Below are 14,039 nucleotides of genomic sequence, written 5' to 3' on the forward strand. Positions count from 1 at the left end.
CTGCGGAAACGTTTCAGCAAGTCCAGAAGAGTAAGAGATCGAGTGCTTTATCCAGGACTGGCAGTGATGCATTCGCGAGCAGGCTCACTCCTACAGGGGTCTTCAGTGATCACAAATATTGTGATCGACCAATACACCTGTAGGAGTGAGCCTGCTCGCGATAGCTATTTCATCTGCGCATCAACGAAAACGATCAACCTCAGAACGCAAGTCCGCCGCCAATTTCTCAAGCTCCTTGGCGGTCACGGCCAAGTTAGAAACAACCTCACGCTGCTCACTGTTGGCCAGCGCAATGCTCTGCAGGTTACTGCTGAGCAAAGTAGCCGTGCTGCTCTGCTCCTGCGTCGCGGTGGTAATCGCGGCGAACTGCTGTCCTGCCGAACGGCTCTGCTCATCGATCCGCGCCAGCGCCGAGGCAACATTGGCGTTACGCGACAGGCCTTCCTGCATCAGCAGATTGCCCTGTTCCATGGTGCTGATGGCGTTGCCGGTTTCCTGCTGGATGCTGTGAATCATCCCGGAGATTTCATCAGTGGCCTGACGGGTGCGCGAAGCCAGGTTGCGCACCTCATCGGCCACCACAGCAAAACCACGGCCCTGTTCACCGGCACGGGCCGCTTCGATGGCCGCGTTAAGCGCCAGCAGATTGGTCTGTTCGGCGATCGAGGTAATCACGCTGACGATGCCGCCGATTTCCTGGGAGCGCTGACCGAGGGTGTTGATCACGGTAGCCGTGGTGTTCAACGCGCCAGCGATTTGCTCCAGCGAGGACGACGCTTCCTCCATAGAGCTGCGACCGATCTGCGTCTGCTGAGCGTTTTCCTGGGCCAGACGCTGGGTGGCCCCCATGTTGTCGGCGATGTTCAGCGAGGTGGCGCTGAACTCTTCAACTGCGCCGGCCATGCTGGTGATTTCGCCGGACTGCTGCTCCATGCCTTCGTAGGCACCACCGGACAAACCGGACAATGCCTGGGCGCGGCTGTTGACCTCTTCCGAGGAGCGGCGGATGTGTTCGACCATCGTCGACAGCGCCTGACTCATCTGGTTGAACGCGCGGGACAGCTGACCGATCTCGTCGTTGCTCGACACGTTCAGGCGCACGCTCAGATCACCTGCACCCAGCGCTTCGGCCTGACGCACCAGATCACTCAGCGGCGCCAGTTTGCTGCGCAGCAACCACACCACCGAACCGACGGCCAACAGCATCGCCAGCAGGCTGCCGATGGCCAGTTGCGTGCCGACGCTCCAGGTCACCGCGCGGATCTCGGCTTTCGGCATACTTGCCACCACCGCCCACGGCCCACCGTCAAATGGCACCGAAACGCTGTAGAAATCTTCGTTCTTGTCGCTCCAGAACTGCCCCTTGCCAGGGGTCTTGGCCAGAACGCCGATCACCGTGACCGCCTGATCCAGCGCCTGGACACCCGCCGGGGCCACCAACCATTTGTTCTGCTCATCCAGCAGCGCCAGCGAACCGGTCTGGCCGATGCGGAAGCGCTTGAGGTTGTCGAACTGGGCGTTCTGCGCATCGGTGTAATCAAAACCAACGAACAACACCGCAATCACTTTGCCGCTGCCATCGCGCACCGGAGTGTATTGGGTCATGTAGGAACGATCGAACAGCAGCGCGCGGCCGACGTAACCCTGCCCGGCCATCAACTTCGCGTAGGCCGGATGTGCGTGATCGAGCAGAGTGCCGATAGCACGCGTGCCGTCCTGTTTGGTCAGCGAGGTGCTGACCCGCACGAAGTCTTCGCCGCTGCGCACGAACAGCGTGGCAACGCCGGCGGTCATCTGCTTGAACTCGTCGACTTCCTTGAAGTTGTTGTTCAACACTTCGCTGCCCAGGTGCAGGCCCGGGGTCTGGGTGCCGGCGACGTTCACCGGTTCATCCGGGTGAATGCTCAGGCCCGCACTGAAGCGCTTTTCGAACAACCCACTCAGACGCTGGGTGCTTTCGCGCAACGTGCCGTGAAAGGTACTCAACTGGTCGGCCAGCAGTCGCGCCTCACTGGCGAGGTGTTCTTCACGGGTGGCAAGGTTGGCGGTATCCAGCGAACGCAGGGCGAACACCGTACTGCCACTGATGACAATCGCAAGAATCACGGCGAGCGCAAGACCCAGCTGCGAGGCGATCCGGGCACGAGGTTGAGACATGGACAGCTCCTGGCCGAGCCACCGGATCCTCCTTGATCGCAGCAATTGCTCGGAATGTTCTAATAATGGGGGTGAATCGTGGCAACCGGCACGGCGGTTCCACATGCTCATTTTCGGCGGTGAACGCGAATACTTGAGTAAATAGCGGGGTTATGGCCCGAGGCCGGCATTGTGCGGGCTCGAACGTTTCAGCTCAAGCGCTTGACCACCGGCAACGCCATGGCACGCACTTCGCCTTGCAGGAAGTCGCTGAGACGTCGCAAACGTTCACCTCCCGGACGGGTTTTCGGCCACACCAGGTAATAATTCAGCCCACTGGCGACGGCAGTCGGCCACGGCAGACTCAAGCGCCCCTGCGCGACATCCTCGGCGACCATCAGCAGATCGCCCATCGACACACCGTAGCCTCGGGCGGCGGCAATCATCCCCAGTTCGAGGGTATCGAACACCTGCCCGCCCTTGAGCGACACCTGATCGGACAGGCCCATGTGCTCCAGCCAACTGCGCCAGTCGCGCCGATCCGGGGTCGGGTGCAGCAGTTCGGTGGAGGCCAGGCGTGCGACATCCCATGGCTGGTCATTCAGCAGATTCGGCGCACCCACAGGAATCAGCTCTTCCGGAAACAACAGGCTGGCCTCCCAGTCCGGCGGAAAATGCCCGTCACTCAGCAGCACGGCGCAGTCGAACGGTTCATTGTTGAAATCCACCGAGTCCACATCCATCCAGGCGCTGGTCAGTTGCACTTCGTTGCCCGGTTGCAGATGACGAAAGCGACTGAGCCGCGCCAGCAACCAGCGCATGGTCAGGGTCGACGGCGCTTTCATGCGCAGGATGTCGTCCTCGGCGCGCAAGGTGTTGCAAGCGCGCTCAAGGGCTGCAAAACCGTCGCGGATCCCCGGCAAGAGCATCCGTGCTGATTCGGTCAGTTGCAGGTTGCGTCCGCTGCGGTGAAACAGCTTGCAGGCGAAATGCTCCTCAAGCGTGCGAATGTGCCGACTCACCGCACTCTGGGTAATCGACAACTCTTCGGCGGCACGGGTGAACGAACTGTGCCGCGCCGCCGCTTCGAATGCGCGCAGGGCATACAACGGAGGAAGACGACGGGACATGCACAAAGCTCCTTTGGCGGCATCCGGCCAACCAGGCGGTTTTTTCTCATGATGAGTTTTAATCATGCAACCCATCCTTTTTATCCTTTTGTGCAAACCCTGCCAAGCGCCGAGAATCGACGGCTCCCTGTTCCCTCTTTCAATGAGTGGTGATGACCATGCAGCATCCTGTGCGTACCGAACTCTGGGCCATCCTGCGGCTGGCAGGGCCGTTGATCGCCTCACAGTTGGCGCACATGTTGATGGTGCTGACCGACACCCTGATGATGGCGCGACTCAGCCCCGAAGCCCTGGCCGGCGGCGGACTGGGGGCAGCGAGTTATTCGTTCGTGTCGATTTTCTGCATCGGCGTGATTGCAGCGGTCGGCACGCTGGTGGCGATCCGTCAGGGCGCCGGCGACATCATCGGCGCGGCACGCCTGACCCAGGCCGGGCTGTGGCTGGCGTGGCTGATGGCGCTGGGCGCCGGGTTGCTGCTGTGGAATTTGAAACCGGTGTTGCTGCTGTTCGGCCAGACCGAAACCAACGTCAACGCCGCTGGACAATTTTTGATCGCTCTGCCCTTCGCCCTGCCCGGCTACCTGAGCTTCATGGCCCTGCGCGGCTTTACCAGTGCAATCGGCCGGGCGACCCCGGTGATGGTCATCAGCCTCGGCGGCACCGTGGCCAACTTCCTGCTCAATTACGCACTGATTACCGGGATGTTCGGCCTGCCGAAACTGGGGTTGACCGGCATCGGTCTGGTCACGGCAATCGTTGCCAACTGCATGGCGCTGGCCCTCGCCTGGCACATTCGCCGGCACCCGGCCTACGACGCCTACCCATTGCGCGCCGGCCTGTCACGGCCAAATCGTCAGTATCTGAAAGAACTGTGGCGCCTCGGCCTGCCGATTGGCGGCACCTACGCGGTGGAAGTCGGACTGTTTGCCTTCGCGGCGCTGTGCATGGGCACCATGGGCAGCACGCAACTCGGCGCACACCAGATCGCTCTGCAGATCGTTTCGGTGGCGTTCATGGTGCCGGCGGGCATGTCGTATGCGATCACCATGCGCGTCGGCCAGCATTACGGCGCCGGACAACTGAGCGATGCACGAATGTCCGGACGGGTCGGCATCGTCTTTGGTGCGGTGGTGATGCTGGGTTTCGCCATGGTGTTCTGGCTGCTGCCGAATCAACTGGTCGGGCTGTTCCTCAGTCACAACGACCCGGCGTTTGCCGAAGTCATTCGTCTAGCGGTGAGCCTGTTGGCGGTGGCGGCATGGTTCGAATTGTTTGACGGCACGCAGACTATCGCCATGGGCTGCATCCGTGGGCTCAAAGACGCGAAAACCACCTTTCTGGTCGGCCTCGCTTGTTATTGGTTGATTGGCGCACCGGCGGCGTGGTGGATGGCGTTCCACCTGAACTGGGGGCCGACGGGCGTCTGGTGGGGGCTGGCGTCGGGGCTGGCGTGCGCAGCGGTGAGCCTGACGCTGGCGTTTGAATGGAAGATGAAGCGGATGATTCGGCTGGAGCCGGTTTCACAGAGGTTTGAGGCCGTTCGCGCAGATTAAGGTCAAAAGATCGCAGCCTTCGGCAGCTCCTACACAGATCCCTGTAGGAGCTGCCGCAGGCTGCGATCTTTTAAACGGCCTCCACAGAAACCTGCTGGCTTGAGCCAAACGTCAGGTACTCAACCAACTCCGCCAACGGCAACGGCCGGCTGATCAGATAGCCCTGCACCTGATCACAGCCAAAACCGCGCAGCAGATCCAGTTGCTCCGGGGTCTCCACGCCCTCGGCCACCACTTCCAGGTGCAGGTTGTGCGCAAGGTTGATCATCGCGTGCACCAGTTTGCGATTCTCTTCGCGCTGCTCCATGCCGCCGACAAAGCTTTTGTCGATCTTCAGCAAGGTGATCGGCAAGCTGTTGAGGTGCACGAACGACGAGAAACCGGTGCCAAAGTCATCCAGTGAGAAACGCACGCCGAGACGGCCGAGGGCGTCCATGGTCTGTTTGACCAGATCGCTGCGGCGCATGACGGCGGTTTCGGTGAGCTCAAACTCCAGCCACTGCGCCTCGACCCCACGCTCGGCAATCAGCCGACTGAGCGTCGGCAGCAACTGGCTGTCCTGAAACTGACGGAACGACAGGTTGATCGCCATGTGCAGCGCCGGCAGCCCGCGCTCGCGCAGTGCCTGCATGTCGCGCAACGCGCGGGAAATCACCCAGTAGCCCAGCGGCACGATCAGACCGCTCTGCTCGGCCAGCGGCACGAATTCGCTCGGCGGCAACAGGCCGCGCTCGCCATGGCGCCAGCGCACCAGGGCTTCGAGGCCGACGATCTGCCCGTCTGCAAGATTCAGCCGTGGCTGGTAGTGCAGCTCCAGCTCATCGCGGCGCAAGGCCCGGCGCAGCTCGCTTTCGAGGTCGGCCATGCTCCGGGCGTTGCGGTTGATGCGTTCGTTGAAGATATGGAAGGTACAGCCCTGCGTGCTCTTGGCCTGCTGCATGGCAATGTGCGCGTGCCACATCAGCGGGTCGGCACCACCCTGTGCACGGGCATGGGCGATACCGAGGCTGGAGCCGATCAACAGGCTTTCGCCATCGACCCAATACGGTTCGGCGAGGGCTTCGGTAATGCGTTCGGCCATCCACTCGGCGCGTTGCGGCGCGCGGCGGGTGTCGATCAACAGAGCAAATTCGTCGCTGCCCAGCCGCGCCAGTTGATCCCCAGCCTCGAGCTGACTTTTCAGCCGCGCGACGACCTGCAAGATCAAGCGATCGCCGGCCTGATGACCGAGGGCGTCGTTGGCGTGACGGAAGTTGTCGAGATCGAGATGCCCGAGGGCCAGGCCGCGCCCGTCGTTTTCCGCCAGACGCGCCGCGAGCAGGGTCTGGAAGCCCTGGCGGTTGGCGATGCCGGTCAGCGGATCCTGCTCGGCGAGGCGTTGCAAAGTATTTTCGAGGACGCCGCGTTCACGCACATGGCGCAGGCAGCGACGCAGCATGTCGGCGTCGAGGGCGTCGAACACCAGCCAGTCACTGACGCCAACCGGCGCGGTGGCCGGCTCGTGATCCAGCAGCAACACCGTCGGCAGGCTGCAACGGCCCGGGGCCGGCTGCAACGCGGGAACGGTCAACAACACCGCGTGGCGATTGTCTTCGAACAGACTGCTGACCGACTCCCAGCTCGGCGCGCTGATCAGCACCGCCGCGCTCCCCATCGGAGCCAGACACTCGCGCAATAACGCTGTCCACGCTGGCTCTTCGGCCAGTAGCAGCAAACGCAAGGGTTCGACAGGCGTAGACAAGCTAGCTCCCTAGACTCTGCAATGATGTGGGCGGGGCATTATGCCGTTGCGATGTTCAATGACAACGATTATCAGAACGTTATTTTGTGTCACGAATGAGAACATTAGCCGCAAAATCACCGTGCATCCTCCGCGAAAGTAACAAAACCGGCAAATTTGAATCGCGTAGTACGTCACAAGTCGGACAGAGCAGCACAAATCGCTGAGCCTGTTAAAATGCCGGCCCATTTCGTCAACGACTCCCGAATTTTCGTATGTCCCGACTCAATCCCCGGCAGCAAGAAGCCGTGAACTACGTCGGCGGCCCTCTATTGGTGCTCGCCGGCGCAGGCTCCGGCAAGACCAGCGTGATTACCCGCAAGATCGCGCACCTGATCCAGAACTGTGGCATCCGCGCCCAGTACATCGTCGCCATGACCTTTACCAACAAGGCCGCGCGCGAGATGAAGGAGCGGGTCGGCACCCTGCTGCGTGCTGGCGAAGGTCGCGGCCTGACGGTCTGCACCTTCCACAACCTGGGCCTGAACATCATCCGCAAGGAGCATGCGCGGCTGGGCTACAAACCCGGTTTCTCGATCTTCGACGAGACCGACGTCAAAGCCCTGATGACCGACATCATGCAGAAGGAATACGCAGGCGACGACGGCGTCGACGAGATCAAGAACATGATCGGCGCCTGGAAAAACGACCTGATCCTGCCGGCCCAGGCGCTGGAAAACGCGCGCAATCCGAAAGAACAGACTGCCGCCATCGTCTACACCCACTATCAGCGCACGCTCAAGGCGTTCAACGCGGTGGACTTCGACGACCTGATCCTGCTGCCGGTAAAGCTCTTCGAAGAGCACGCCGACATCCTCGAAAAGTGGCAGAACAAGGTGCGTTACCTGCTGGTCGACGAATACCAGGACACCAACGCCAGCCAGTACCTGCTGGTGAAGATGCTGATCGGCAAGCGCAATCAGTTCACCGTGGTGGGCGACGACGACCAGTCGATCTACGCCTGGCGAGGCGCACGGCCGGAAAACCTGATGCTGCTCAAGGACGATTACCCGTCGCTGAAAGTGGTGATGCTCGAGCAGAACTACCGCTCCACCAGCCGCATCCTGCGCTGCGCCAACGTACTGATCTCGAACAACCCGCACGAATTCGAAAAACAGCTGTGGAGTGAGATGGGCCACGGCGACGAGATCCGCGTGATCCGCTGCCGCAACGAGGACGCCGAAGCCGAGCGCGTGGCCATGGAAATCCTCAGCCTGCACTTGCGTACCGACCGCCCGTACAGCGATTTCGCGATCCTCTATCGCGGCAACTACCAGGCCAAGCTGATCGAACTGAAGTTGCAGCACCACCAGGTGCCGTACCGCCTGAGCGGCGGCAACAGCTTCTTTGGCCGTCAGGAAGTGAAGGACCTGATGGCCTACTTCCGCCTGATCGTGAACCCGGACGACGACAACGCCTTCCTGCGCGTGATCAACGTGCCGCGCCGGGAAATCGGCTCGACCACCCTGGAAAAACTCGGCAACTACGCCACCGAACGCAAGATCTCGATGTACGCCGCCACCGACGAAATCGGCCTGGGCGAACATCTCGACAGCCGCTTCACCGATCGCCTGTCGCGCTTCAAGCGCTTCATGGACAAGGTGCGCGAGCAGTGCGCCGGCGAAGACCCGATCTCGGCCCTGCGCAGCATGGTCATGGACATCGACTACGAGAACTGGCTGCGAACCAACAGTTCCAGCGACAAGGCTGCGGACTACCGGATGAGCAACGTCTGGTTCCTCATCGAGGCCTTGAAGAACACCCTGGAAAAAGACGAAGACGGCGAGATGACCGTCGAGGACGCCATCGGCAAACTGGTTCTGCGCGACATGCTCGAGCGTCAGCAGGAAGAAGAGGACGGCGCCGAAGGCGTGCAGATGATGACCCTGCATGCGTCCAAGGGCCTGGAATTCCCTTACGTGTTCATCATGGGCATGGAAGAGGAAATCCTCCCGCACCGCTCCAGCATCGAAGCCGACACCATCGAGGAGGAACGCCGCCTGGCCTACGTGGGTATCACCCGCGCCCGTCAGACCCTGGCGTTCACCTTCGCCGCCAAGCGCAAACAGTACGGCGAGATCATCGACTGCGCGCCAAGCCGCTTCCTCGATGAGCTGCCGCCGGACGACTTGGCGTGGGAAGGCAACGACGACACACCGACCGAAGTCAAAGCTGTGCGCGGCAATAGCGCATTGGCTGATATACGCGCGATGTTAAAGCGCTAGAATTGACCACTTTTTAAAGCTTAGGGCGCACAGGCGCTGAACGAGGACAGCTTCATGGAAGCATTGCAGCAGAAAATCCGCGAACAAGGCATCGTGCTTTCCGACCAGGTCCTGAAAGTCGACGCCTTCCTGAACCACCAGATCGACCCGGCCCTGATGAAGCTGATCGGCGACGAATTCGCCACGCTGTTCAAGGATTCGGGCATCACCAAGATCGTCACCATCGAAGCCTCGGGCATTGCCCCGGCGATCATGACCGGTCTGAACCTCGGCGTGCCAGTGATCTTCGCCCGCAAGCAACAGTCTCTGACCCTGACCGAAAACCTGCTGTCGGCGACCGTTTACTCGTTCACCAAGAAGACCGAAAGCACCGTGGCCATCTCCCCGCGTCACCTGACCAGCAGCGACCGCGTGCTGATCATCGACGACTTTCTGGCCAACGGTAAGGCTTCGCAGGCGCTGATCTCGATCATCAAGCAGGCCGGTGCCACCGTGGCCGGTCTGGGCATAGTGATCGAGAAGTCGTTCCAGGGTGGGCGTGCCGAGCTGGATTCGCAGGGCTACCGCGTTGAATCGCTGGCCCGCGTGAAGTCGCTGAAGGATGGCGTTGTCACCTTCATCGAATAAAGCCACACCGCAGCTCCCCTGTAGGAGCTGTCGAGTGCAACGAGGCTGCGATCTTTTGATCCTGATTTTTACAATCAACATCAAAAGATCGCAGCGTGCCGCAGCTCCTACAGGTTTGCGGTAGACAATTATTGTGCGGTGGCTTTGAGGCCGGTGAGCAGCAGGCGCTGGAACAGCTCTTCTTTCAGGCCTTCCGGGTTGGTCAGTCGCATACGTTCAAGGTGCTCGGGGAACGTCGAAGCCTCCGGCGCATCCAGCGCGGCCTTGCCCAGCTCCAATATCTCGCTCAGCTTGAACTTGCTCTTCAGCCAGTTCAGCGCCCGCAGCAGATCCCGCTCGATCGCAGTGAAATCACAGCCCAGCGGATACTCTGGAAACAGGTTCGGATGCTTCGACGCGATCGCCTGCAAACGTTGCGGAGTGTTATCGGCAAAGCGCGGATCGAGGCGGAAATCCTTCGGCAGTTTGCCAACCTTCTGTGCCTGCTCGATCAGCCCCGGCTGGAAGCGTGAATCGCTGATATTGAGCAACGACTCGATCACCACCGCGTCAGTCTTGCCGCGCAGATCGGCAATGCCGTACTCGGTGACCACAATGTCGCGCAGGTGCCGTGGAATCGTGCAATGGCCGTATTCCCAGACGATGTTCGAACTGACCTCGCCGCCGGACTCGCGCCAGCTGCGCAGGATCAGAATCGAGCGCGCATCGTGTAGCGCGTGGCCCTGGGCGACAAAGTTGTATTGCCCGCCGACGCCGCTGAGCACCCGCCCGTCTTCCAGTTGATCGGCCACACCCGCGCCCATCAGCGTCATGGTGAACACGGTGTTGATGAATCGCGCATCGAGACGCTGCAAGCGCTTCAATTCTTCTTGTCCGTACAGCTCGTTGATGTAGCTGATGCGGGTCATGTTGAATTCGAGGCGTTTGCTCTGCGGCAACTCACGCAGGCGCTCATAGAAACTGCGCGGACCGAGGAAGAAGCCGCCGTGCACCGAGATGCCATCGGTCTGCGCCGACTCATCGAGGGTGCCGGCGTTGGCCCGCTCCTGAGTGTGCACGTCGGGGTAGACCTTACGCCGGATGATCCCGGCATCGGCCAGCACCAGCAGACCGTTGACGAACATCTCGCTGCAGCCATACAGGCCCTTGGCGAACGGCGCGGTACCGCCCTCGCGCTCGATCAGTTGCGCCCACTGGCTGAGATTGATGTCGTTGAGCAAGGACTGATAACCGGCGTTATCCGCTTGCCGCGCGAGCAACGCGGCGGTGAGTGCGTCGCCCATCGAACCGATGCCGATCTGCAAGGTGCCGCCGTCGCGCACCAGCGTGCTGGCGTGCAAACCGATGAAGTGATCCTGAAAACCCACCGGCATGTTCGGCGTGGAAAACAGCGTGCTGCTGTCCTTCGCGTCGATCAGCAGGTCGAAGGTGTCGATATCGACTTCGGCATCGCCGGGCATGTACGGCAGATCGGTGTGCACCTGGCCGACCAGCAGAATGGTCTCCCCGGCATCGCGGCGCTTGGTGATCATCGGCAACAGGTCGAGGGTGATGTCCGGGTTGCAGCTCAGGCTCAGGCGATCGGGATGTTCGCTGCTGCTGGCGAGCAATTGCGCTACCAGATTGAGGCCGGCGGCATTGATGTCTCGGGCCGCGTGGCTGTAGTTGCTGCTGACGTAATCCTGCTGGGCCGGCGCGCTGTTGAGCAGGCTGCCGGGCTGCATGAAGAACTGTTCGATACGGATATTGGCGGGCAGGCTGTCACGTTGCAGATCGGCGAGGAAATCGAATTCGGGGTAGTCGCCGAACACGCGCTCGACGAAGGGTTCGATGAAGCGCTTCTGCAGACCGTCGCCCAGCGTCGGCCGCCCCAGGCACAGTGCGGTGTACATCGTCAGCTGTCGTTCGGGCAAGTCCTTGATCCGCCGGTACAGCGCGTTGACGAAGTGATTGGGCTTGCCCAGCCCCAGCGGCATGCCCATATGGATATGCGCCGGCAGACGTGCGAGCACCTCGTCCACTGCCTGTTCGATCGAACACAACTGCACCATCTGAAGCCTCCTGCCCGTTCCGTGAATAGGGGTAGACCGAGCTTGCCTCGACTTTGCTGCAAAGGACAGCGAAAGCCGTGAATCGCAGGCACAAAAAAACCGTCCGAAGACGGTTTTTTTCGTCAGAAGCGCGGCTTATTTCAGGCCGGACATCTTCTGGATCGCGCCTTTCAACTCGTCATCCGAGCAGTCGGCGCAAGTGCCTTTGGGTGGCATCGAGTTCAGGCCGGTGATGGCTTTGGCCAGCAGGCCGTCGAGGCCGCCCTGGTGATCGGCACGGTCTTTCCAGGCCGCTGCGTCACCGATTTTCGGGGCGCCCAGCAGGCCCGTACCGTGACAAGCGTTGCAATGTTTTGCAATCACTTCATCCGGCGTCTTCGCCCCACCACCGCCGCCAGCGGAGGCAGCGACTTCCATCCCTTTGCATTCCTGCCCCTGAACGCACACCTGGCCGACCGGCTCGAGGCGCTTGGCAATGTCGTCATTCGTCGCAGCTTGAGCGCTGACAGCCCAGAGGGCCAGTACGGTTGCTGGTGCGGCCAGCATTTTCATAATTAGGTTCACGCGTTCACCCTCAATGGTGGCTATTCACGCCTGCGGCCACGGTTCGCAGGCGGGCGCAAGTATAGCGGGTAGCCCGCCACACTGAAACAACCCCATAGTCGAAGGGGTTATACCGCGCTGTGGAAAAACTCATCGGATGCCTTCACCGTCATGGCCTGGCACCTCTGTCTTTAAAAATTCGCCGGCGTGGCTGCGCTGATTAGTCGCGCGGGCGCGTCGAACGGATTACGGAAACGGTGCGGCTTGGTACTTTCAAAATAGTAGCTGTCGCCGGCTTCGAGAATAAAAGTTTCCAGACCCACCACCAGTTCCAGACGACCTTCCACCAGAATCCCGGTTTCCTCGCCTTCATGGGTGAGCATTTCTTCGCCAGTATCAGCGCCCGGCGGGTAGATTTCGTTGAGAAACGCGATGGCCCGGCTCGGGTGCGCACGGCCGACCAGTTTCATGGTCACCGCGCCGTCGGAGATGTCGATCAGCTCGTTGGCCTTGTAGACGATCTGGGTCGGAACTTCCTGCAGGATTTCTTCGGAAAAGAACTCGACCATGGACATGGGAATCCCGCCCAGAACCTTCCTCAGCGAACTGATCGAAGGGCTGACGCTGTTCTTTTCGATCATCGAAATGGTGCTGTTGGTGACGCCCGCGCGTTTGGCGAGTTCACGCTGGGAAAGCCCTTTGAGCTTGCGGATCGATTGCAGTCGTTCACCGACGTCCAAGGCGGGAGCCTCCTGATGTTGTAAGAATATTGAGCGTTATCATGGCGACAGCGTTCAGTATTTACAACACTTGGCCCCCGCAGTGGCCTCAACCCTCGGAATAGAGCCTTGGCACGCGACGCAGGTTGCAGAAGATCTGGTAGGGAATGGTGTCCGCCCACTGCGCCACTTCGCTGGCGAGGATGTTTTTGCCCCACAGCTCGACGGTCGAACCGAGGTCCGCTTCCGGCACATCGGTGAGGTCGATGCAGAGCATGTCCATCGACACACGGCCAAGAATCCGGCTGCGTTTGCCGGCCACCAACACCGGCGTGCCGGTCGGCGCATGGCGCGGGTAGCCATCGGCATAGCCCATGGCAACCACGCCGATGCGCATCGGCTTGTCGGTGATGAATTTGGCGCCATAGCCGATCGGCTCGCCGGCGGGCAGCTCACGTACGCAGATGACTTTCGATTCGAGGGTCATCACCGGTTGCAGGCGCTCGGCCACGGCGTTGGCTTCTTCGAACGGCGTGGCGCCGTAGAGCATGATGCCCGGGCGCACCCAGTCACTGTGGATCTGCGGCCAACCGAGCACGGCCGGCGAGTTGCGCAGGCTGACTTCGGCAGCCAGACCCTGACGCGCCGCTTCGAACACCGCGACCTGATTGGCGCTGCTCTGCTCATGCAGTTCATCGGCGCGGGCGAAGTGGCTCATCAGCACGATCTTCGCCACTTTGCCGCTGGCCAGCAGGCGCTGGTAGGCCGCCGCGTAGTCCTTCGGATGCAGGCCGACGCGGTGCATGCCGGAATCGAGCTTGAGCCACACGGTGATCGGTTTGCTCAGTGCCGCCTGCTCGATGGCTTCAAGTTGCCAAAGCGAATGCACCACGGTCCAGAAATCATGCTCGACGATCAGTGCCAGCTCGTCAGCCTCGAAGATGCCTTCGAGCAACAACACCGGGGCCTTGATGCCGGCCGCGCGCAGCTCCAGCGCTTCTTCAATGCAGGCGACGGCAAACCCGTCGGCCTCGGTTTCCAGCGCCTGGGCGCAACGCACCGCGCCGTGACCGTAGGCATCAGCCTTGATCACCGCCAGCGCCTTGGCGCCGGTGACTTCGCGGGCAATTCGGTAGTTGTGACGCAGGGCTTCTAGGTCGATCAGGGCACGGGCAGGACGCATGGCGGCAGACTTCTAGGCGGTCATGGAAATAAAAAACCGGCGCCGACTGACGACGTGAACCGCCAACAGCGCCGGGAGAGGGATCTTTGAAT

10 protein-coding genes are annotated in these 14,039 nt (G+C 61.1%); 3 read left to right on the top strand and 7 right to left on the bottom strand.

Annotation, left to right across the window (positions count from 1 at the left end; all coding sequences use genetic code 11):
* Positions 1-180 precede the first annotated feature (180 nt).
* Positions 181-2,157 carry a methyl-accepting chemotaxis protein gene (locus tag JN524_RS09370; RefSeq protein WP_202369177.1) on the bottom strand — a complete coding sequence of 659 codons (1,977 nt, stop codon included), beginning with the start codon at positions 2,155-2,157 and terminating at the stop codon, positions 181-183.
* Positions 2,158-2,345: 188 nt separating this feature from the next.
* Positions 2,346-3,266 carry a LysR substrate-binding domain-containing protein gene (locus tag JN524_RS09375; protein ID WP_202369178.1) on the bottom strand — a complete coding sequence of 307 codons (921 nt, stop codon included), beginning with the start codon at positions 3,264-3,266 and terminating at the stop codon, positions 2,346-2,348.
* Between the two features lie 158 nt (positions 3,267-3,424).
* Between JN524_RS09375 and JN524_RS09380 the strand changes: the two genes are divergently transcribed.
* Positions 3,425-4,819 carry a NorM family multidrug efflux MATE transporter gene (locus JN524_RS09380; RefSeq protein WP_202369348.1) on the top strand — a complete coding sequence of 465 codons (1,395 nt, stop codon included), beginning with the start codon at positions 3,425-3,427 and terminating at the stop codon, positions 4,817-4,819.
* A 70-nt stretch (positions 4,820-4,889) separates the two neighbouring features.
* Here the strand turns inward: JN524_RS09380 and JN524_RS09385 are convergent, their stop codons facing one another.
* Positions 4,890-6,560, bottom strand: a complete 1,671-nt coding sequence (locus tag JN524_RS09385) for a putative bifunctional diguanylate cyclase/phosphodiesterase (protein ID WP_202369179.1) — start codon at positions 6,558-6,560, stop codon at positions 4,890-4,892.
* 254 nt (positions 6,561-6,814) lie between these two features.
* Between JN524_RS09385 and rep the strand changes: the two genes are divergently transcribed.
* Complete coding sequence (rep, locus tag JN524_RS09390) at positions 6,815-8,824, top strand: DNA helicase Rep (protein ID WP_027610430.1); 2,010 nt, start codon at positions 6,815-6,817, stop codon at positions 8,822-8,824.
* 54 nt (positions 8,825-8,878) lie between these two features.
* Complete coding sequence (locus JN524_RS09395) at positions 8,879-9,451, top strand: xanthine phosphoribosyltransferase (protein ID WP_007962388.1); 573 nt, start codon at positions 8,879-8,881, stop codon at positions 9,449-9,451.
* Positions 9,452-9,579: 128 nt separating this feature from the next.
* On the opposite strand, the gene JN524_RS09400 is transcribed toward JN524_RS09395, so the two are convergent.
* From JN524_RS09400 to alr, 4 genes are all read right to left on the bottom strand, one after another.
* The gene (locus JN524_RS09400) at positions 9,580-11,502 is read right to left on the bottom strand and encodes an acetyl-CoA hydrolase/transferase family protein (RefSeq protein ID WP_202369180.1); all 1,923 of its coding nucleotides are present in this window, start codon (positions 11,500-11,502) and stop codon (positions 9,580-9,582) included.
* A 135-nt stretch (positions 11,503-11,637) separates the two neighbouring features.
* Positions 11,638-12,054, bottom strand: coding sequence for a c-type cytochrome (locus JN524_RS09405; RefSeq protein ID WP_025112727.1), 417 nt, complete (start codon positions 12,052-12,054; stop codon positions 11,638-11,640).
* A gap of 182 nt (positions 12,055-12,236) precedes the next feature.
* A complete protein-coding gene (locus JN524_RS09410) occupies positions 12,237-12,785 on the bottom strand; it encodes a cupin domain-containing protein (RefSeq protein WP_007920393.1) in 549 nt (182 codons plus the stop codon).
* 88 nt (positions 12,786-12,873) lie between these two features.
* Positions 12,874-13,947 carry an alanine racemase gene (gene alr, locus JN524_RS09415; protein ID WP_202369181.1) on the bottom strand — a complete coding sequence of 358 codons (1,074 nt, stop codon included), beginning with the start codon at positions 13,945-13,947 and terminating at the stop codon, positions 12,874-12,876.
* Between the last annotated feature and the right edge of the window lie 92 nt (positions 13,948-14,039).

The sequence above is a fragment of the Pseudomonas sp. MWU318 genome (assembly GCF_016756945.1).
Lineage (GTDB): Bacteria > Pseudomonadota > Gammaproteobacteria > Pseudomonadales > Pseudomonadaceae > Aquipseudomonas > Aquipseudomonas putida_A.